The sequence below is a fragment of the Micromonospora arborensis genome (assembly GCF_003205615.1).
GTDB classification, from domain to species: domain Bacteria; phylum Actinomycetota; class Actinomycetes; order Mycobacteriales; family Micromonosporaceae; genus Micromonospora; species Micromonospora arborensis.
Map to the genome: position 1 here is coordinate 106,013 of NZ_PYBV01000018.1, position 20,884 is coordinate 126,896.

The following is a 20,884-nucleotide window of genomic DNA, read 5'->3' on the forward strand; positions in this document are numbered from 1 at the left end:
CGGCCGGGACCCGTCGGTCAGTGCTGTTGGTCAGTTGCCGCCGTTGGGGGCACCGTGGCAGCGCTTGTACTTACGGCCCGAACCACACGGGCACGGCGCGTTGCGGGACGGGCCGTTGCTCGCCTCCGCCTGGTTCGGTGCCGGCCGTCGAGAGGCCACCGAAGGAACCGCCGGGCCGCGCAGCCCGGAGGCCGGCCGCTGCGGGGCGGACGGCGCGCTCTGGCCTGGTGCCGCCGGGGCACCCGGGGCCGGTCGGCCCACGCCGAGCGCCGGAGCCTGCTGCCCGGCCTGCTCCACGGCGACCTCGCCAGGGCTGGCCTCGCCGTCGATGGTGGGAGCGGAGTATTGCAGGCCCTGCCGCTGCGGAGCGCGGTTGAGGCCCTTGGCGCGGATCTCCACCGGCTTGTCGAGCAGAGCGACCTCGTCCGACCCCGCCTCCGGCTCCGGTTCGGCCACCTGGACGTCGACGTTGTAGAGGAAACCGACAGTCTCCTCCTTGATTCCCTCCATCATGGTGGCGAACATGTCGAAGCCCTCGCGCTGGTATTCCACCACCGGGTCGCGCTGGGCGTACGCCCGAAGGTTGATGCCCTCCTGGAGGTAGTCCATCTCGTAGAGGTGCTCGCGCCACTTGCGGTCGATGACCTGGAGCAGCACCATCCGCTCGAGTTGGCGTACCCCCTCGGTGCCGACCTGCTCCTCACGCTGGTCGTACGCGGCGTTCGCGTCTTCCTTGAGGCGGGCGACCAAGAAGTCGGCGTCCATGCCGGCCCGGGAGCCGCCGGCCTCCTCCTCCAGCTCCTCGATCGTCACGCCGACCGGGTAGAGCTGCTTGAGGCTGGACCAGAGCTGCTCAAGGTCCCAGTCCTCGCCGTAACCCTCGGAGGTGGCGCCCCGCACGTACGCCTCGACGGTGTCGTCGATCATGTTGCGCACCTGGTCGGAGAGGTCCTCACCGTTGAGCACTCGGAGCCGCTCGGCGTAGACGACCTGGCGCTGCTTGTTGAGCACCTCGTCGTACTTGAGCACGTTCTTGCGGATCTCGGCGTTCTGGCCCTCGATCTGGGCCTGGGCGCTCTTGATCTGCCGGGTGACCATCTTCGACTCGATGGGCACGTCTTCCGGGATGTTGAAGCGCTCCATCACCGCTTCGACGGCCCCGGCCCGGAAGCGCCGCATCAGCTCGTCCTGCAGCGACAGGTAGAACCGGGACTCGCCCGGGTCACCCTGCCGGCCGGCGCGACCGCGCAGCTGGTTGTCGATCCGCCGGGACTCGTGCCGCTCGGTGCCCAGCACGTAGAGGCCACCGGCGGCGGCGACCTCGTCCGCCTCGGCGTCGCAGGCCTGCTTCCACGTGGGCAGGACCTCCTCCATCGCCTTGGCGTACTCCTCCTCGTCTTCCAGCGGGTCGAGGCCGCGCTGGCGCAGCTCGTTCGCGGCGAGGAACTCGGCGTTGCCGCCGAGCAGGATGTCGGTGCCGCGGCCGGCCATGTTGGTGGCCACGGTGACGGCGCCCTTACGCCCGGCCTGGGCGACGATCTCGGCCTCCCGCGCGTGGAACTTGGCGTTCAGCACGTTGTGCGGGATGCCCCGTCGGCGCAGCAGTTGGGAGAGGATCTCGGAGTTTTCCACCGAGACGGTGCCGACCAGCACCGGCTGACCCATCTGGTGCCGCTCGGCGATGTCCTCGATGACGGCGTTGAACTTGGCCTTCTCCGTCTTGTAGATGACGTCCGGCCGGTCTTCGCGGACCATCGGGCGGTGGGTCGGGATCGTCACGACGCCGACCTTGTAGACCTTGTTGAACTCGCTCGCCTCGGTCTGCGCCGTACCGGTCATGCCGGACAGCTTCTCGTAGAGGCGGAAGTAGTTCTGCAGGGTGATGGTGGCAAGAGTCTGGTTCTCCTGCTTGATCTCCACCCCCTCCTTGGCCTCGATCGCCTGGTGCATGCCCTCGTTGTAGCGACGGCCATGCAGGATGCGACCGGTGAACTCGTCGACGATCAGGACCTCACCGTCGCTGACGATGTAGTCCTTGTCGCGCTTGTAGAGCTCCTTGGCCTTGATGGCGTTGTTGAGGTAGCCGACCAGCGGCGTGTTCACCGACTCGTACAGGTTGTCGATGCCGAGCCGGTCCTCGACCTTGGCGACACCGCGCTCGGTCACCGCGATGGTGCGCTTGGAGTGGTCGACCTCGTAGTCGCCCTCACCGTCGGTGCCGGGCTGGAGGCGGCCCACCACGCCGGCGAACTCGCCGTACCAGCGGGCCGAGTGCTCGGCCGGGCCAGAGATGATCAGCGGGGTGCGGGCCTCGTCGATCAGGATGGAGTCGACCTCGTCGACCACGGCGAAGTTGTGGCCGCGCTGCACCAGCTCGTCCTTCGACCAGGCCATGTTGTCGCGCAGGTAGTCGAAGCCGAACTCGTTGTTGGTGCCGTAGGTGATGTCGCACTCGTAGGCAGCCTTGTGCTCGGCGGCCGGCCGGTTGGGCAGCACCACGCCGACGGTCAGCCCGAGGAACTCGTGCACCCGACCCATCCACGCCGCGTCACGCTGGGCGAGGTAGTCGTTGACCGTGATCACGTGCACGCCCTTGCCGGACAGCGCGTTGAGGTAGACGGCCATGACCGAGGTCAGCGTCTTGCCCTCACCGGTCTTCATCTCGGCGATGTTGCCGAAGTGCAGCGCCGCGCCACCCATCACCTGGACGTCGTACGGACGCTGGCCGAGCACCCGGGCGGCCGCCTCGCGGGCCACCGCGAACGCCTCCGGCAGTAGGTCGTCGAGGGTTTCCCCGTCGGCGAGCCGCTCCCGGAACTGCCCGGTCATGCCGGCCAGCTCCTCGTCGGTGAGGTTGACGTAGTCGTCCTCGATCGAGGTGACGGCGGCGGCGATGGCCTTGAGCCGGCGCACCATGCGGCCCTCGCCCGCGTTAAGGACCTTTTCCAGAATCGACACGGATCAACGCTCCCCTAGACAGTCTCGAACCATCGTAGGCGCTCCATCGGCGCGATGGTCACTGGTGGCGGTGGTCGCCTCCGCCGAACCCGACATAATTCGCGTCCTGCGCACTCCCCGAACGTTATCCGGTTACGCCGTCGGCGAACGGTGCGGCACGATGCACGGGTGGAGCCCGTGGAGATCATCGAGGACGGCGTGCTGCTGCGGCCCTGGCGGGACACCGACGCCGACGCCGTGCACCTTGCCTGCCAGGATGCGGACATTCAGCGCTGGACCACCGTCCCGCGCCCATATCGACCCGAACACGCCCTCGGCTTCGTCACCGAGATGAGCCGGACGGCCTGGGCGGAGGGCACCGGGGCGCCGTTCGCGGTCTGCGACCCGGCGACAGGTGAACTGCTCGGCTCGTGCGGGTTGATCTCCATCGACCGGGACGGCACCGGCGAGGTCGGTTACTGGACCGCCCCCTGGGCGCGCGGCCGCGGGGTGATGGTCCGGGCCACCCGGGCGGTTGCCCGCTGGTCCTTCGACACCATCGGGCTGCGCCGGCTGATCTGGCAGGCCGAGGTGGGCAACCACGCCTCCCGGTTGGTCGCCCTCCGGGCCGGTTTCCGGATCGACGGCCGGCTGCGGCTGGCCAACCCGGCGTCGCGGTCCGACGCGGACGGCTGGATCGGCTCGCTGCTGCCCGGTGAGGTGCCCACGCCCGGGTCGACCGGGCCGGCCGGTCCGGGCACCCTCGCCGCCCGGCGTGCCGCCGTCTTCGGCCGCCCACAGCCCACCCTGTTCGCCACCGCCGGGGCCGGTGAGCTGCGGATACGGCCGATGGAGGAGCAGGACCTGGACGCCGTGGTGCAGACCTGCCAGGACCCGGACAGCATTCGCTGGACGACCGTGCCGGACCCGTACGAGTACGCCGACGCGCAGGGGTACCAGGCCTACGGCCAGGACGCCTGGGCCCGAGGGGACGCCGCCTGCTTCGTGATCGCCGACCCGGACGACAGGTACGCGGGCACGATCGACCTGCGGCTCTCCCCCACCGACGCCCTGCTGGCCGACGTCGGCTTCATGACCGCCCCGGCGGCCCGGGGCCGGGGGTACATGCCGGCCGCGCTGGTGGCGCTCAGCGCCTGGGGCTGCACCACGCTGGGTCTGGCCCGGATCGAGTGGAAGGCGAACGTGGGCAACACCGCCTCCCGGCGGGTGGCGGAGAAGGCGGGCTTCACGTTCGAGGGGACGGCCCGGGACGGGGTGCAGCACCGGGGCGAGCGGGTCGACGTGTGGGTGGCCGCGCTGCTCGCGAGGGATCTGGGATGAGCGTCGGGCAGGTCGTCGAGGCGCACGGGGTGCGGCTTCGGCCGTTTCGCGCCAGCGACACCGCCGACGTGGTCGACGGCTGTGCGGACCCGCTCAGTCAGCGCTTCGTGTCGAGCATGCCGGCGCCGTACACCGAGATCGATGCCCGCTGGTGGATCGACACCGGCGCACCGGCGGTCTGGACCGGCGGCGGCGCGGCGTACGCCATCGCGGACCCGGCCACCGACCGCCTGCTCGGCGCTGTGGGGCTGAGCTATCCGGTGCCCGCGCGGAGCCAGGCCGAGATCGGCTACTGGGTGCGGCCCGCGGCCCGCGGGCGCGGGGTGGCCACCGCGGCCACCCGCGCGCTGAGCGAGCAGGCGTTCGCCACCGGAACGCTCCGGCTCGAGTTGCTCACCGAGACGGAGAACGGGGCCAGCCAGCGGGTCGCGCTGGCCGCCGGATTTCGGTACGAAGGCCTGCGCCGGTCCGCCGGCCAGCACCGGGGCGGGGGCCGGCACGACCTGCTGGCCTGGGTACGCCTCGCCGAGGATCCGCCCGGCCCGGTCGCGCGCCTGCTGCCCGACCTGCCCGACGGAGTGCTCACCGATCAGGTGGTGGCCCTGCGCCGGCTCGCGCCGGACGACGCGGACCTGATGTACCGGCTGCACAGCCGACCCGAGGTGGTGGCAAACCAGGCGCCGCCGGTGCCGCCGACGCGGGAGGCGATCGAGCGGCGCTGTCGGCTCGCGGAGAGCAGTTGGCTGACCGGCGAGATCGCCCGGCTGTTGATCGTCGACGTGGCCACCGGTGAGCCGGCGGGCAGTTGCGGGTTGTCGTACACGGAGGTGAGCAGCGGCGAGGGCTCGATCGGCTACGCGCTGCTGCCGGACTGGCGGGGCCGGGGGTACGCCACCCGCGCGGTCCGGCTGCTCGCCGGCTGGGCGTTCGGTCCGGCCGGTATCGCTCGGCTGACCGCCGGCACCGTGCCGGAGAACACCGCCTCGCACCGGGTGTTGGAGCGCGTCGGCTTCCAGCGTGAAGCCCTGCAGCGCGGCCGTCTGCCTGGGCTTGGCGGCACCCGCCTCGACGACCTGACCTTCGCGCTGCTGCCGGCCGAACTGCGCTGACGGATCACGGAGTTGTGGCGGGTTTCGTTCCCCACCACAACTCCGTGATCGACGCGGGTCGGCTACCGGTCAGGTGGCGAGGGAGATGATGCCGTAGTCGTACGCGTGGCGTCGGTAGACGACGCTCGGGCGACCGGATTCCTTGTCCTGGAACAGGTAGAAGTCGTGGCCGACCAGTTCCATCTCGAACAGCGCGTCGTCGACAGTCATCGGCTCCGCCGGGTGCACCTTCTCCCGGGCGATGTGCCACGGCTGCTGGTCGTCGTACTCCTCCTCGACGCGCTCTTCGACGCGCTCCGCGACGGCTGTGCCGGCCCGGGCACCGTCGAGCGGCGCGCTCAACGGGGCGGCAACCAGGTCCGCGACCGGCAGGCCCGCGGTCGCCTCGGCGACGGAGATCGGCGCGTGCCGACCCCGGTGTACGCGGCGGCGGTCGGCCGCACGGCGCAGGCGGGTGTCGAGCTTCGCGATGGCCGCGTCGAGCGCGCTGTAGAAGTCGTTTGTGCAGGCCTCGGCCCGCATCACGGGGCCCCGCGAAACGCAGGTGATCTCGACCCGCTGGCAGTGGTCGGACTGGCGCGGATTGCGCTCGTGAAACAGCTCGACATCGACACGAATGAGTTTGTGATCGTAACGTTCGATCTTTGCGAGCTTCTCAGCTACGTGCACCCGGTAATGGTCGGGCACTTCGACGTTTCGACCCTTGACCACGATTTCCACGTGACCTCCCTTGTTCGGACGGTCTTCGATCCGGCAACCCGGTCGCGCGTCGTGGGGAGACCCGCTGGCGTCGACCGGTTGGTACGGCTACGCCTCCTCTCACCGCCGGGGGCGGTTGGAACGACCTCCTACCCCCGACAACGAAACGCTAACTCCTGTTTGGCTGGCCGTCACCCCATGTTGCGGAGACCGCCCGATATTTTTCGCAGCTCATACACCAATGGGTGAAACGGAAACACGGTCGGTTACAAGACGTGTCTTTTCTCGGTCGCCGCGAGCACCGCGGCGACACTCGGTGCCCAGCCGGTCGCCGTCAGCACCCGGCTTGCGGCGGCCAGGGTGACGCCGGTGGTGACGATGTCGTCGAGCAGCACCACGACCGGCGCCGCGCCCCCGGCACGACCCCAACCCGGTGCCGTGGAGCGGAGCCGGAAAGCAGCCTCGGCCGCCGCCGCCCGCCCGGCGCTGTCCAGGGTGACCGAGTCGGGGCGGGGCAGCGCACGCAGCGGCCGGTGCACCCGCACCGCCCAGCCGCCCCGGTTGAGCCGGGCCGCGCAGTGCCGAGCCAGCCGGTCCAGGTGGTCCCCGTAACGGGACCGGGCCGCCGCCGCAGTGTCCGGGACCGGCACCAGCGCCAGGGGACGAGCCACGCCGACCGCCGCCGCGACGACCTCGGCGAGCAGGGCGCCGAGCGGGCGGGCCAGACCGTGCCGGCCATGTTCCTTGTACGCCAGCAGCGTCTCCCGCAGCGGCCCGGCGTACGGGCCGAGTGCGACGCAGGACGGCAGCCCCGGCGGGGCGGGGGTGGGGCGGACCGACCGTGGACGCAGCGCGCCGAGCGCTTCGGCACAGGCGGGGCAGACCCCGTGCCGCAGCCCGGGCCGGCGTTCCCGACAGCCCGCGCAGTCGGCGGGCAGCACCAGGTCGGCGAGGTCCGCCCAGAGCCCGGTCACCGCGTCAGTAGAGGAAGAACGGTGCCGACGGGTTGCTCGGGCGGACGCCCGACGGGACCGGTGGGATGCCCCGTACGCTGGCGGGCTCGATCCGTTCGAACGGGCTGCTGCGGTAGGCCACCCCGTTCGCCTCGTACATGTAGGCCCCGCTGGGCGTACGCACGCTGCGGTTCGTCGGGTACGCCGTCAGGTGGTTGACCTTGGCACCGAGGTCGGTCCTCAGCGGTGTCTCCAGGGCGCCGTCGACGCTGATCTCGTAGATCGCCGGCTGGCCGGCGGACCCCGCCACCACCAGTTGGTCCTCCCTGCCCCAGTCGACCGCCGTGAGGTTGGTCAACGAGGTGGACAGCTCTCGGGGCGGGCCGATGGAGACGCCGCCGCCATCCGAGTTGACCGCCGCGACGTAGAGCCGACCGCCGACGATCAGCGCGACCCGTTGGCCGTCCAGCGCGGCGGCGACCGCGGTGACGTCGGAGGGCAGATTCAGTGGCACCGGGTACATCTTGGCCGCCTCGTCGAACCGGTAGAGCTGCCCGTCGGCCACGACCAGGCCGCGGCCGGGGCGTGTGTCGACCGCACGCAGCCAGACCGGCCGGCTCATCGAGGAGTACTCGGCGGGGCTGCGACTGTCGACGGAGACCGGCGCGGTACCCGTGCCCACCGCGAGTCGGCGCCGACTACCGCCACTGCTGGTCACCACCATCGCGGCGAGGACCCGCTGCTCTCCGGCCAGCGCCAGGTCGGCGGAGACGATGTTGCGGTTGGCCTCGGGTACCAACGGCACCGCGCCGCTGAGTTCGGTGCCGAAGTCGAGCGGGTGGATGGCGCCCTCGTACACGCCGAAGCGCTGCGGGACCACGGCGTTCGGATAGAGCTCGTAGGACTCTCGTCGCTCGTTCAGGTCCTGCACGGGCAGCGCGTTGTTGCGGATCTTCAACTCCAGCTTGCCCGGCAGATCGCCCAGCGACCAGGCGATCTGTTTGATCAGCTGGTCGATCCCGTTCTGGTCGTCACCGGACATGTCCAGGTTGACCTCCCACCGACCGTTCCCGCCGGTAGCGTTGTTGATCAACTCAGTGCGGTCGGGTAGCCCGACGACACCCGGACGCAACCAGTCGGAGGGGCCGCCGACCAGCCACTTCACCACCTCGTTGACCCGGCGCTCGTCCGGCAGCGCCTGCGGCCGGTAGCGCTGGTCGGGCACGAGACGGCTGCGGTCGGAGCTCCAGAAGTAGATCGACTCGGTTTGGTAGTACTGACGAAGGGCGACGTCGCTGAGCAGCAGCACGTTCGGTGGGTCGAGAACGTACAACCCGGCGCGCTCGTCGTTGGCGCCGCCGTTGAGCGCCGCGCTGCGGAGCCCGAACTCGTACTCCGTGTCGGTCGCCACCGGTGGCGCCAGGGTGCCGTTGGCCCGCAGCACACCGATCTGCTGCACGGTGATCTTCACGGTGGTGGTCGAGTCGCTGTTGAGGGTGTAGACCGCCTCCCGCAGCCGGACCACGTTCAGCGCGACCTCGCTGCCCTTCTTCTCCTGCAGGCGGTGCTTGTGCTCCGGAGCGATGAACGCCTTGACCCGCTCGTACGCCCGATCCGGCTCGCCGGCGGCAGCGGACAGGAAGTTGCGGACGAACGCCTCGTTGACGCTGCCGCTGGCCGTCCGCGTCGGCGGCTCACTGACCCCACCGTTGACCACGCCGGCCCCCGTCGCGGCGCCGCCCTTACCGTCCACCCGCACGTCGGATACCGCCGGGATGCCGCAGCCAGCGCCCAGCAGCACCACCACGCCGAACGCTCCGAGCAAGGTCGGCCGTCTCATGAGCGCACCTCCGCCCGCTGTCCGTCCCCGGTCGGCGCCGGGTCGATCGCCAACGCCCCGCCGGTGCCGGGCCCGATGGCCAGCGGGCCACCGTCCCGGGGGCCGCCGAACGGCAACGCGGCGTCGGCCGGCACCAGCCGCAGCGGCGAGGTGGTCAGCCGGTCACCGGCACGTGCCGGCAGCGTGAGCCGGAACTGCGCGCCCTGCCCGGGAGCACCCCATGCCTCCAGCCAACCGCCGTGCAGCCGGGCGTCCTCCAGGCTGATCGACAGCCCCAGCCCGGTGCCCCCGGTCTGCCGAGCCCGGGACGGGTCCGCCCGCCAGAACCGGTTGAACACCAGCTTCTCCTCGCCCACCTTGAGCCCCACACCGCGGTCGCGGACGGTGATCGCCACGGCGGTCTCGTCCAGGCCGAGGGTGATCAGCACCGGACGGGCCTCGCCGTGTTCGACGGCGTTGCCGACCAGGTTGCGTAGCACCCGCTCGACCCGGCGCGGGTCGACCTCCGCGATCACCGGCGTGCCCGGCAGGTCGAGCTCGATCGGCACACCCACCCGCTCGGCCAGGCCAGCCAGCCGGTCGACCACCCGGTGCACCACCGGCACCAGGTCGGTCGGCTCGGAGTCCAGCATGGCGAAGCCCGCGTCGAACCGGCTGATCTCCAGCAGGTCGGTGAGCAGCTCCTCGAACCGGTCCAGTTCGGCCTGGAGCAGCTCGGCGCTGCGAGCCACCGCCGGGTCGAACTCGTCGCGTTCGGCGAAGATCAGATCAGCCGCCATCCGGACCGTGGTCAGCGGGGTACGCAGTTCGTGTGAGACGTCGGAGGTGAAGCGGCGTTGCAGCCGGGACATCTCCTCCAGGCGCAGGATCTGCCGTTGCAGGTTGGTGGCCATCTGGTTGAACGAGGCGGCGAGCAGGGCGAGATCGTCCTCGCCGTTGACCACCATCCGTTGGTCGAGCAGGCCGGCGGAGAGTCGCTGTGCGGTCCGTGCGGCGACCCGGACCGGGTTGACCACCAGCCGGGTGACCAGCGCCGCGAGCAGCCCGAGCAGGATCACCAGGGCGACCCCGGTGGCCACCACGGTGGCTCGGGCGTCGGCGGCGGTTTTGTCCTGCCGGGTCAACGGCACCAGGTAGTAGAGCTCGATCTGGCCGAACTGGGTGGGCACCGGCGAGCCGTACACCAGATATTTGGTGGGCTCACCGGTGAGCCGCCCGGTGCGGATCTGGCTGGCCACCTTGCCGTCGGCGATCGCGGCCCGCAACTCCGGGCTGATCAACTGCTGGACGTTCGCGGACGGCGCGGTACGCGTCTGGATGTCGTTGGGATAGCCGTCAGCCGTGATCGCCACCACCACCCCGCTGGTCTGCTGGGGGTCACCGCCGGCCAGGTAGTTGACCGTGCCGTCGATGGTCTGCTGGAGCTGCGCCTCCTGCGACTGGCCGTAGAGCGAGACCTGCTTGGCCGTGTAGCTGGCCCCGCTGATCACCCGCTGCCGGACGTCGCTGCGGGCGCTGTCGAGCAGAATGGTGGTGATCTTGTCAGCGATCAGGAACGCGAAACCGCCGACCAGCAGGCTGGACGCGACCAACGTGATGGTCACGACCCGAACCTGCAGGGAGCGGCGCCAGGTCTGGTGCACCCGGGCCACCACCCGGGCGACCCGGCCGCTCACCGCGCGCCAGACCTCCCCGCCGGCATTGGGCCGGCGAGCAGCCGTGCTCGGGGAGTGTGGGGGCGGCGAGGTCGACACAGTGCGACCAGGCTATCCGGTCCCCGCCTTGTAACCCACGCCCCGCACGGTGAGGATGATTTCTGGTCGCTCCGGGTCCGGCTCGATCTTGGCCCGCAACCGCTGGACGTGCACGTTGACCAGACGGGTGTCGGCCGCGTGCCGGTAGCCCCAGACCTGCTCCAGCAGCACCTCGCGGGTGAAGACCTGACGTGGCTTGCGGGCGAGCGCGACCAGCAGGTCGAACTCCAGCGGAGTCAGCTTCACCTCCTCGTCGTTGCGGCTCACGGTGTGCGCGGGCACGTCGATGGTGATCTGGTTGTCCGGCGGCCCGATGGTCAGCATCTCGGGGGCCACGTCCTCGCCCCGGCGCAGTCGGGCCCGCATCCGGGCGACCAACTCCTTGGGCTTGAACGGCTTGACCACGTAGTCGTCGGCGCCGGACTCCAGGCCGAGCACGACGTCCACGGTGTCGCTCTTGGCGGTCAGCATGACGATCGGCACGCCGGACTCCGCCCGAATCGACCGGGCGACGTCAATACCGCTCATACCGGGCAGCATCAGGTCGAGCAGCACGATATCGGGGCGGCTGTCGCGAAAGGCGGCCAACGCCCGCTCGCCGTCCGCCACGAACGAGGGCTGGAAGCCTTCGCTGCGCAGCACGATGCCGAGCATCTCGGCGAGCGCGGGGTCGTCGTCGACCACCAGTACGCGGGCTCTCATGGGATTAATATTGCATCCTCAATCAGTTTGGTGGGACCGGCGTCCGCCGGAAACGGTAGCTGCACCATGATCCCCCTTCGGCGCCGCCCGGCGCCACCGCAGCCTGGGCGGATCCCGCTGTCGCCATCCGGACGCAGGTCAGCCGAAGAGTGCCCGACCCCAGTGGTCCCCGCCGTCGGGTACCCCGGGTGGGCAGGCGAACACCCCGCTGGAAACATGCCGCAGATACTCGTTCATCACGTCGTGTCGAGCCAACTGGGTCTGGATCGGTACGAACTGGCGGCGCGGATCGCGCTGGTAGGCGATGAAGAAGAGGCCCGCGTCGAGCCGACCCAGGCCGTCCGAGCCATCCACGAAGTTGTAACCCCGACGCAGCAGTTGGGCGCCGCCGTTGCGGCTCGGGTGGGCCAGCGTCACGTGGGCGTGCTCGGCGATCACCGGCTTGCCGTCCGTGCCGCGCGCCGCGAAGTCCGGCTCGTCGAACTCGTTGGTCCGACCAAGCGGGGCACCGCTGCCCTTGGCCCGGCCGACGATCTCCTCCTGCTCGGCCAACGACGTCCGGTCCCAGGTCTCCACGAGCATCCGGATCTTGCGAGTGACCAGGTACGAGCCGCCCGTCATCCAGTCGGGCCCGTCGCCCGGCTGCACCCACAACTGGTCGCGTAGCAGTGCGGTGTCCTCAGCCTTGAGGTTGGCCGTACCGTCCTTGAACCCGAAGAGGTTGCGCGCGGTGGCCTGGTCCCGGGAGGTCGACGAGGTGCGGCCGAAGCCGAGCTGCGACCAACGGACGCTCACCACGCCCATGCCGAGCCGGGCCAGGTTGCGGATCGCGTGGACCGCGACCTGCGGATCGTTGGCACACGCCTGCACGCAGAGGTCACCGCCGGAGAGCTGCGGCTGCAGGGCGTCGCCGGGGAACTTCGGCAGCTCGACGAGGGCGGCGGGTCGCCGGTCGGCGATGCCGAAGCGGTCCCTGCCGTCGGCGTCGCGGAACAACGTCGGGCCGAAGCCGATCGTCAGGGTGAGCTGCGAAGGGGGCAGGCCGAGCGCCTCACCGGTGTCGTCCGGTGGGGCCTCCGGCATCCCGCCGACCGCGCCGAGCAGCCCGGCGTCCCGCCCCGCGGTCATCCGGGCCGCGGCGGCGGTCCACTCCTCAAGCAGCCCGACCAGCCGGGCCCGGTCCTTGGTGATCACGTCGAAGGCGACGAAGTGCAGGCGGTCCTGCGCCGGGGTGACAATGCCGGCCTGGTGCTCACCGTGGAACGGCACCGCCCCGGACGGGTGGTCACTCGCCGCGGCCGGGCCACGGGATCCGTTCACCAACGCGCCCGCGCCGGCCGCCACCCCGGCGACACCGGCCACCCCGGCACCGGCGAGCGTGATCGCCCGCCGTCGGGTCAACCTGCTCCCGCTCATCGAATCGACCCTCCCTGCCATCCGGTCACTTCGCGACGGCCGCGGCGACCTTGCTGATCGGCTCGGCGAGCGCGTTGATGCCGTCGGAGAGCTCCCTGAGTTCGGTCTTGTTCAACGCGGTGTGCAGCTTCCACCCGTCGCCGTCGCGGTGCTTGCCGAGCAGCGCCTCGACATTGGCGAACTCGGTGTCCAACTGCTTGACCAGTTCCGGCGCGCGCTGCTCCAGCGCCGGCCGGAGGGCGGACACGGCGGCCTTGGAACCTTCCAGGTTGGCGGCGAAGTCCCACAGGTCGGTGTGCGAGTAGCGGTCCTCCTCACCGGTGATCTTGCCGCTGGCCACCTCGTCGAGGAGTTCCTTGGCGCCATTGGCGAGCTGGAGCGGGGAGAGCTTCTCGGCGTTGGCCTTGGCCACGATCTCCTTGACGTCCACCAGCAGGCGGTCGGCGATCGGGCCATCCTTGCTGATGTCGCCGGACTGCCAGAGGTCCTTCTCGATCCGGTGGAAGCCGGTGAACTCCATCCCCTCCTCGATGACCTCTTCACGGCCGTCGATCTTGGGGTCGAGGTCGCCGAAGATCTCGGCCACCGGCTCGATCCGCTCCCAGTAGGTGCGGGCGACCGGGTAGAGCGCCTTGGACTTCGCCACGTCTCCGGCCTTGACCGCGCCGACGAACTCCTCGGTCTTGTCCAGCAGCGCGGTGGTCTGGCTCTTGACGTAGCGCTGGTAGTTCTCGGCGGCACCACCCAGCGCGGCATCGGCGGTGAGCGGCTGCGCCGACCCGCTGACCTTGAGCGCACCCCGGATGCCCTTGCCGCTCATCCCGGGCTTGCAGGCCGTCTGGTACGTGCCGGCCGGCAACTCCACGTGCAGCTCACGGCTCAGCCCGGGGGCGATGTTCTCCACCTCGCCCATCACGCGGTCGCCGTCGGCGTACACGTAGAACTCGGTCACCTTCGCACCCGAGTTTGTGATCTTGAAGGTGGCGGTACCGGCACCCAGGTCGGTGGTGCCGACCTCACAGGCGGTGTCCGTCGCCTTGACCACGATCGGGCCGCCGGCCGCGGCCGGGTCGTCCTTGTCCGAGTCGGAGCAGGCGGTCACACCGGCCGTCGCCAGCACACCGACGGCGGCCAGCGCGAAAAATCGGGTGGTACGCATCTGAGCTGTCTCTTTTCGTGGGGTCAGGCACGCTGCGGCGCGGACGCCGCCTCGGCCTCGGCGCCGGTGTCGGCCCCGCGCTCGGTGACGGTGGTGGTCTCGGTGGGTGCTGGCGCGGGTGCCGGCTTACGCCGGGCCGGCCGCAGGAACAGCAGGAGGACCGGTACGGCGTACACGACCCAGGCGATCGTTTCCAGCACGCTGGGCGCGGGCGTCACGTTGAACATGCCGGCGAGCAGGGCGGCGTACCAGGTGCTCGGGTCGAGCGTGCTGGTGATGTCGAAGGCCAGGTCGTTCAGGCCGGGCAGGACACCCGCCTCCTGGAAGTCGTGGACGCCGTACTTGAGGATGCCGGCGGCGACCAGGATCAGCAGCGCGCCGGTCCAGGTGAAGAACTTGCTGAGGTTGATCCGCAGGGCGCTGGCGTAGAGCAGCACGCCGAGCACCACCGCCGTGACGATGCCGCCGATCAACGCGAGCAGTGGGCCGCTGTCGCCGGCCGCGCCCTGGGCTGCCGAGTAGAAGATCAGCGCCGTCTCCAGGCCCTCGCGGATCACCGCGAGGAAGGCCATGCCGGCGACCGCGAGCGACCCGACGGCCAACGCCTCGGTGAGCTTGCCCCGCAACTCACCGGCGATACTCCGGGCGGCCCGGCGCATCCAGAAGATCATCCAGGTGACGAAGAGTACGGCGGCGACGGAGGTGATCGCCTCGAACAACTCCCGGTCCTCGTAGCGGGACAGCAGCGAGGTCGACGTGTACTCGATCAGCCAGCCGAAGAGCACCGAGAGCGCCACGGCCAGGCCTACGCCCGCCCAGACCTGCGGCAGCCGGTCCCGGCGCTGCGACTTGACCAGGAAGGCGACGAGGATGCTCACCACCAGGGTGGCTTCCAGGCCTTCCCGCAGGCCGATCAGGTAGGTGGCGAACATCCGGGCTCCGAGTTCGTTAGGTACGCCTCAGCTAACTTAGGGCAGGCATACCTTGCTCCCTGTTCAGGGGCCTCGTCAAGTCGTTCACGACAAGCTCACTAGGGGTCTTGGCTGGCCGGCGGCCCGCCGCCGCCAATCGGCTGTGCGAGGATGCCGCCGTGAAGGGATTCCTGCCGTGGCTGACGGTGCTGGCCGTGGTGCTGCTGCTCAGCGCGCTACGCCAGCGGGCGCTGGCCACCGCCGTGTCGCTCGGCTGGCTGGCCTGGTGCGCCTGGACCTGGTTCCGCCCCACCCGCCGCGGCCCACGGTCCGACTGAGCCGCCAACGGCAAAGCGATGACGTGGCGGATGCCGCGTTGTCGCAACGCTCGGCGAGTCGAGTCGTGGGCGTAGCCCTGCTGCGACGCGCCATCGCGACACCGGCATGGCATGCGTTGATCAAGGCGAGAGGGTGCCCAGGGCTCTGTCGTCCCCGGCCTCGGTCGGTGGGCTTGTGGTGCCTCACACGACCGGCTGCGCCGCCAACGGCGAGCCGGCACCGCCAGCGGCGAAGCCGGAGACGACAAACCGGGCCGGCGCGAAGCGCCGACCCGGTTTGAGAAACACGTCGATCAGTAGCGGTAGTGGTCCGGCTTGAACGGACCCTCGGTGGAGACACCCAGGTATGCGGCCTGCTCCTTGGTCAGCGTGCTCAGCTTGGCGCCGAGCGCGCCCAGGTGCAGCCGGGCCACCTTCTCGTCCAGGTGCTTGGGCAGCACGTAGACGCCGATCGGGTACTCCTCGGTCTTGGTGAACAGCTCGATCTGGGCGATCGTCTGGTTGGCGAACGAGTTCGACATCACGAAGCTCGGGTGCCCGGTCGCGTTGCCCAGGTTCAGCAGGCGACCCTCGGAGAGCACGATGATGGCGTGGCCGTCGGCGAAGCGCCACAGGTCGACCTGCGGCTTGATGTTGATCCGCTCGACGTCGGAACGCTTGGCCAGCCCGGCCATGTCGATCTCGTTGTCGAAGTGGCCGATGTTGCCGACGATGGCCTGGTGCTTCATCCGGGCCATGTGCTCGTTGGTGATGACGTCGAAGCAACCGGTGGCGGTGATGAAGATGTCCGCCTGCTCGACGACGTCGTCCAACGTGGCGACCTGGTAGCCGTCCATCGCGGCCTGCAACGCGCAGATCGGGTCCACCTCGGTCACGACGACCCGGGCGCCCTGGCCACGCAGCGACTCGGCGCAACCCTTGCCCACGTCGCCGTAGCCCATCACGACGGCCATCTTGCCGCCGATCAGCACGTCGGTGGCCCGGTTGATGCCGTCGATCAGCGAGTGCCGGCAGCCGTACTTGTTGTCGAACTTGCTCTTGGTCACCGAGTCGTTGACGTTGATGGCCGGGAAGAGCAGGGTGCCCGCGCGGTGCATCTCGTAGAGCCGGTGCACGCCGGTGGTGGTCTCCTCGGTCACGCCCTTGATGCCGGCGGAGATCCGGGTCCAGCGCTGGCCGTCCTCGGCAAGCGAGCGGTGCAGCAGCTCCAGGATGACCCCGTACTCCTCGGAGTCGGCGGACTCGACCGGCGGAACCGCCCCGGCCTGCTCGAACTCGGCGCCCTTGTGCACCAGCAGGGTGGCGTCGCCGCCGTCGTCGAGGATCATGTTCGGGCCCTGCCCGTCCGGCCAGGCGAGCACCTGCTCGGTGCACCACCAGTACTCCGGAAGGGTCTCGCCCTTCCACGCGTACACCGGCACGCCGGCGGGAGCCTCGGCGGTGCCGTTCGGGCCGACGACGATCGCCGCTGCGGCGTGGTCCTGGGTGGAGAAGATGTTGCAGGACGCCCAGCGCACCTGCGCACCAAGCGCGACCAGCGTCTCGATCAGGACGGCGGTCTGAATGGTCATGTGCAGCGAGCCGGTGATCCGCGCGCCGGCGAGCGGCTGCGCCTCGGCGAACTCCCGACGGATCGCCATCAGGCCGGGCATCTCGTGCTCGGCGAGCTGGATCTCCTTACGCCCAAACTCGGCGAGCGACAGATCCGCCACCTTGAAGTCGCCTTCGGCGAGGGTGCTCGGCCGGGCCTCAGACGGCGTACCGGTGGGGGACGCCGGGAGGGTGCTGGTCATGAAAGCTCCTGTCGAACGATGTCTGCGCCGACCCTCCACCTTACGCGCGCTCTCGACCCCTGTCCGGGACGGTCCGCAGACAGCGCACGGGGCGGTCGGTGATGGACGGACTTTCCCGCCCACGTCCCGCCCGCCCCGTGCATCCCCCCGGTTTGGTTCCCCTCGCACGTTCTCGGACCGTCGTCGCGATAACGCTGCGTACTCATAGAGTCACACTCGGCCAAGGCAACGTCAAGCTATTCCGGAAAAGTCGGACTTGCGCCGTCGCTGCCGAAGCCTGCGCCGGAGCGTCACCGCAACCCGGAGGTCGCCACGTACCCCTCACCCGCGCCGCTGATCCGCAGCGGCTCACCGGCCGCCGTACCGATCGCCGCCTCGCCGGACACCAGCGTCAACGCACCTGCGCCGTCGTCCACGGTGATCGAGCCGCCACTACAGAGCACCACCCGGGGACCGGGCAGCGGCAGCGTGACCGAGGGCACGTCCGCGCCGACACACACCCGGTGCAACGCGAAGTCGTCCACCGGCACGGGCCACCAGTCCACCCCCGGTCCGACCGGCAGCGCGGCCCGTACCGGGTCGTCGAGCACCTCGAAACGCAGCACCCGCAGCAACTCGTCGACGTCCACCCGCTTGGGGGTCAGGCCGCCGCGCAGCACGTTGTCGCTGGCCGCCATGATCTCCACTCCACAGCCGCTCAGGTAGGCGTGCAGGTTGCCGGCCGGCATCCAGATCGCCTCCCCCGGCTCCAGCCGCAGATGGTGCAACAGCAGCGCTACCAGCGCGCCCGGATCCGCCGGGTAGGCCTTGGCCAGCCGGTGGACCAGCTCCGCGTCCGGGCCGTCGACCGACGCGGCCAGCACGGAACCCAGCAGCTCGTCGCGCTGGGCGACCGGCCAACCGAGCAGCGCCCGCACCGCCGTCCGCAACCCCGCCGGCCCGCCCCGCAACGCGGTGACCACCGGCGTCAACTCCGGTACGCCGAACGCGGCGAGCGCCTCGGCCGACTCGACCGGGTCCCGGAAGCCGCACAGCGCCTCGAACGGGGTGAGCGCGACCAGCAACTCCGGCTTGTGGTGCGGGTCGGAGTAGTTGCGCTCCGCCGCAGGGCGTCCCTGCTCCGCCGCGAAGCCGGCCCGGGCCTGCTCGGCCGCGAAGCCGGCCTTGGCCTGCTCGGCGTCCGGGTGTGCCTGCAAACTCAGCGGAGCGTCGGCCGCGAGGACCTTGAGCAGGAACGGCAGCCGGTTGCCGAACCGCTCGGACACCCGTTGGCCGAGCCACTGCCCCGGCTCGTCCCGCACCAGGTCGCAGAGGCTCACCCGCAGGCCGGCGCGGTCCACCCTGGCCGGAGCGCCCGGGTGGGCGCCCAACCACAGCTCCGCCTCCGGGCCGGCGCTGGGCACCGCGCGCCCCTGCAGAAGAGCGATGGCCGATCGGGACCCCCAGGCGTAGTCCCGGATCGGTCCGTACAGTGGCTCCACCCGTCAGCCCCCGGACCGCTGGGCAGTCTCGCCCGACGCATCCTGCCCGACGGCGGTGTCGGCGGCGGCGCCGGTGCCGGCCTCGGCGGCAGCGGCGCTGTAGACGTCCGGCTCCAGATAGATCACCCGGGCGATCGGCACGGCGGCGCGGATCCGCGCCTCCACGACGTTGATGCCGCGGGCCAGGTCGTGAGCGCTCTCCCACTCCGGCACGGCGATCTTCGCGGCCACCATCAGCTCTTCCGGGCCCAGGTAGAGCGTCTTCATGTGGATGATCCGCTCCACCTCGGGGCCGTCGGTGACGGCCCGCTCGATGGCGGCCAGGTCGGACGCCTCGGCGCCCTCACCGAGCAGCAGGCTCTTCGTCTCGACAGCCAGCACCACGGCGATGACCACCAGCAAGATGCCGATCATCGCCGTGCCGGCGGCGTCCCACTCCCCGTCGCCGGTGATCAGCGTCATGGCGACGCCGAACAGCGCGAACACCAGGCCGACGAGCGCGCCGAAATCCTCCAGCAGCACGACCGGCAGTTCCGGAGCCTTCGCGCGGCGGATGAAACGTACCCAGGACTGGTTGCCCCGGATGTGGTTGGACTCCTTGATGGCGGTCCGGAAGGAGAACGACTCCATCATGATCGCGGCCAGCAGCACCGCCACCGGCAACCACTGCCACTCGGTGATCCCGTGGGGATCGTGGAACTTGTGCCACGCCTCGTAGAGCGCGAACAGGCCACCGATGCTGAACAGCACGATGGACACGATGAACGCGTAGATGTAGCGCTCCCGGCCGTACCCGAAGGGGTGCTCCGGTGTCGCCGCGCGCTTCGCCCGCTTGCCGCCGAGCAGCAACAGGCCCTGGTTGCCGGAGTCGGCGACCGAGTGGACCGCCTCGGCCAGCATCGACGAGGAACCGGAGAGCAGGAACGCAATGAACTTGGTGACGGCGATGCCGACGTTGGCCAGCAGGGCGGCGACAATCGCCTTCGTCCCACCGTTGGCGCTCATGCCACCGCTCCGCTTCGCTCAACGAAGCCGGCCGATGCGCGCATGGTGCGCCGCCCCCTACGGTCGTTCACTGGTTCGACAGCTCCTTCATCTCGGTGATGGCCGGAACGGCCATCGGGTCCAGCCCGTGGGCCAGCGCAAGGTAGATCGAGGCGAAATCCGGGACGGCGATCAGCGAGGCCAGCCGCTCCAGCGCGGAGCCGCCCTCGGCGGTCACCACGTCGCACCGGACGCCACGGCGCTCGGCGAGGGTCTGCACCGCGTCCGCGCGGCGCTCCTCGACGGCGAGAGGCTCATCGGTGTCCTCCTCGGCGTTGAGCCCGCCGTCTCGCAGCAGCACGAGCCGCAGTCGGGTGCCTTCGCCGTCCTCCTCGGCCGGGTCGGCGAAGATGTCCCGCTCCCCCTCGGCCAGACCGCCGAAGACGCCGTCGAGCAGCCCGACCCGGCCCCGACCGGCCTCACCGAGCGCTCCGGTGACCACCGGATAGCGGGCGTTGGCCGACAGGGTGTCGCCGAACCGGCGGGCGGCCACGGTGGCCAGCGGGGACGAGCCCCAGACGATCGGGATCGAGCCGGCCAGGCCCAGGGCCAGTGACTTCGCCGGGTTGACGAAGGACTCCGCCGCGGACCGGCAGCGGTCGGCGTCCGCGTCGAGCCGGGCTGCCGTCTCCGCCAGGTCCGCCTCGTTGACCTTCACGAGCCCGAGGGAACGGGCCGCGAGCAGGACCGGCACGGTGAGCGCCCAGAGGCTGGCCCGTGCCGGGGCACGTCGGGGCACCGGGATGAACGGCGCCCGGGCCTGCTCGGCGATCGACTGCAACTGCGAGTCGGGGGCGCCCACGGCGACCAGCCGGGCGCCACGCCGGTGCGCCGCCTCGGCGGCGCCAAGCGCCTCCGGGCTACGACCGGACGCGCTCACCGCGATCACCACGTCGGCCGCGCCCACCCAACCGGGTACGCCGGCGCTGCGGTGCCCGATGATCGGGACCGGGCAGCGCGGCCCGGCGACCGTGGCCAGCACGTCTCCGGTACGCCCCGCGGTGCCGATGCCGGCGATCACCACGGCTCGTGGGCGCCCGTCGTCGGCGAGCACCCCCAGGTTCGCCTCGGCGGCCAGAGCGGCGCTCTCGCGGACCTGCGCGCCTGCCGACGCCGTGTGCCGGAGCATGCCGCCCGGGTCGTGCTCGGCCAGCGCCTCCGGGTTGTCGAGCAGGGCCTCGTCAGCGTCGCGACGTCCGCTGACCCCGGCCGTACCGTCGATCATGAGGACTGCCCGGGGCCGCCGCGCGCCTCATCGAGCAGCAGTACCGGCACGTCGTCGCGGACCTCGAAGATCCGGCCGCACTCCGTGCAGGTCAACGTCTGCGCCTCGGCGTCGTAGGTGAGCGGGGCGTGGTGCGTGTCCGGACAGGCGAGAATCTCGAGCAACTGCGGATCCAGGGCCAT

At 70.7% G+C, this 20,884-nt stretch carries 17 protein-coding genes; 3 read left to right on the plus strand and 14 right to left on the minus strand.

Annotation, left to right across the window (positions count from 1 at the left end; genetic code table 11):
• Positions 1–30: 30 nt before the first annotated feature.
• Complete coding sequence (gene secA / locus C7C45_RS15765; RefSeq protein ID WP_110564414.1) at positions 31–2,958, minus strand: preprotein translocase subunit SecA; 2,928 nt, start codon at positions 2,956–2,958, stop codon at positions 31–33.
• A 168-nt stretch (positions 2,959–3,126) separates the two neighbouring features.
• Here secA and C7C45_RS15770 point away from each other — a divergent pair, with 168 nt between their 5' ends.
• Positions 3,127–4,278, plus strand: coding sequence for a GNAT family N-acetyltransferase (locus C7C45_RS15770; RefSeq protein WP_110564415.1), 1,152 nt, complete (start codon positions 3,127–3,129; stop codon positions 4,276–4,278).
• Positions 4,275–5,387, plus strand: coding sequence for a GNAT family N-acetyltransferase (locus tag C7C45_RS15775; protein ID WP_110564416.1), 1,113 nt, complete (start codon positions 4,275–4,277; stop codon positions 5,385–5,387). Before C7C45_RS15770 ends, C7C45_RS15775 begins: the two co-directional genes overlap by 4 nt.
• 69 nt (positions 5,388–5,456) lie before the next feature.
• Here the strand turns inward: C7C45_RS15775 and hpf are convergent, their stop codons facing one another.
• From hpf to efeU, 8 genes are all read right to left on the minus strand, one after another.
• Positions 5,457–6,107 (minus strand): ribosome hibernation-promoting factor, HPF/YfiA family, encoded by a 651-nt coding sequence (hpf, locus tag C7C45_RS15780; protein WP_110564417.1) that lies wholly within the window; start codon positions 6,105–6,107, stop codon positions 5,457–5,459.
• A gap of 245 nt (positions 6,108–6,352) precedes the next feature.
• The gene (locus C7C45_RS15785) at positions 6,353–7,060 is read right to left on the minus strand and encodes a ComF family protein (RefSeq protein WP_110564418.1); all 708 of its coding nucleotides are present in this window, start codon (positions 7,058–7,060) and stop codon (positions 6,353–6,355) included.
• A gap of 4 nt (positions 7,061–7,064) precedes the next feature.
• Complete coding sequence (locus C7C45_RS15790; RefSeq protein ID WP_110564419.1) at positions 7,065–8,879, minus strand: LpqB family beta-propeller domain-containing protein; 1,815 nt, start codon at positions 8,877–8,879, stop codon at positions 7,065–7,067.
• Positions 8,876–10,633, minus strand: a complete 1,758-nt coding sequence (gene mtrB, locus C7C45_RS15795; protein WP_110564420.1) for an MtrAB system histidine kinase MtrB — start codon at positions 10,631–10,633, stop codon at positions 8,876–8,878. The genes C7C45_RS15790 and mtrB overlap by 4 nt, the downstream gene beginning before the upstream one ends.
• Before the next feature lie 12 nt (positions 10,634–10,645).
• Positions 10,646–11,335, minus strand: coding sequence for an MtrAB system response regulator MtrA (gene mtrA / locus C7C45_RS15800; RefSeq protein WP_110564421.1), 690 nt, complete (start codon positions 11,333–11,335; stop codon positions 10,646–10,648).
• 138 nt (positions 11,336–11,473) lie between these two features.
• Positions 11,474–12,751, minus strand: coding sequence for an iron uptake transporter deferrochelatase/peroxidase subunit (efeB, locus tag C7C45_RS15805; RefSeq protein ID WP_110564422.1), 1,278 nt, complete (start codon positions 12,749–12,751; stop codon positions 11,474–11,476).
• A 25-nt stretch (positions 12,752–12,776) separates the two neighbouring features.
• Positions 12,777–13,910: an iron uptake system protein EfeO gene (efeO, locus tag C7C45_RS15810; protein WP_110564423.1), complete on the minus strand. Its 1,134-nt coding sequence runs from the start codon at positions 13,908–13,910 to the stop codon at positions 12,777–12,779.
• Positions 13,911–13,933: 23 nt separating this feature from the next.
• The gene (efeU, locus tag C7C45_RS15815) at positions 13,934–14,842 is read right to left on the minus strand and encodes an iron uptake transporter permease EfeU (protein ID WP_110564424.1); all 909 of its coding nucleotides are present in this window, start codon (positions 14,840–14,842) and stop codon (positions 13,934–13,936) included.
• 158 nt (positions 14,843–15,000) lie between these two features.
• On the opposite strand from efeU, the gene C7C45_RS34080 reads away from it, so the two are divergent.
• Positions 15,001–15,159: a hypothetical protein gene (locus C7C45_RS34080; protein WP_167454728.1), complete on the plus strand. Its 159-nt coding sequence runs from the start codon at positions 15,001–15,003 to the stop codon at positions 15,157–15,159.
• Positions 15,160–15,452: 293 nt separating this feature from the next.
• Here the strand turns inward: C7C45_RS34080 and ahcY are convergent, their stop codons facing one another.
• The 5 genes from ahcY to C7C45_RS15845 form a co-directional block, all read right to left on the minus strand.
• Complete coding sequence (gene ahcY / locus C7C45_RS15825) at positions 15,453–16,952, minus strand: adenosylhomocysteinase (RefSeq protein ID WP_110564426.1); 1,500 nt, start codon at positions 16,950–16,952, stop codon at positions 15,453–15,455.
• Positions 16,953–17,242: 290 nt separating this feature from the next.
• Positions 17,243–18,433: a mannose-6-phosphate isomerase, class I gene (gene manA, locus C7C45_RS15830; protein WP_110564427.1), complete on the minus strand. Its 1,191-nt coding sequence runs from the start codon at positions 18,431–18,433 to the stop codon at positions 17,243–17,245.
• A gap of 3 nt (positions 18,434–18,436) precedes the next feature.
• A complete protein-coding gene (locus C7C45_RS15835) occupies positions 18,437–19,438 on the minus strand; it encodes a cation diffusion facilitator family transporter (protein WP_110564428.1) in 1,002 nt (333 codons plus the stop codon).
• Positions 19,439–19,505: 67 nt separating this feature from the next.
• Entirely contained in the window at positions 19,506–20,702 is a 1,197-nt protein-coding gene (locus C7C45_RS15840) for an SIS domain-containing protein (RefSeq protein WP_110564429.1), read from the minus strand.
• Positions 20,699–20,884, minus strand: a complete 186-nt coding sequence (locus C7C45_RS15845) for a Trm112 family protein (protein WP_091394023.1) — start codon at positions 20,882–20,884, stop codon at positions 20,699–20,701. The genes C7C45_RS15840 and C7C45_RS15845 overlap by 4 nt, the downstream gene beginning before the upstream one ends.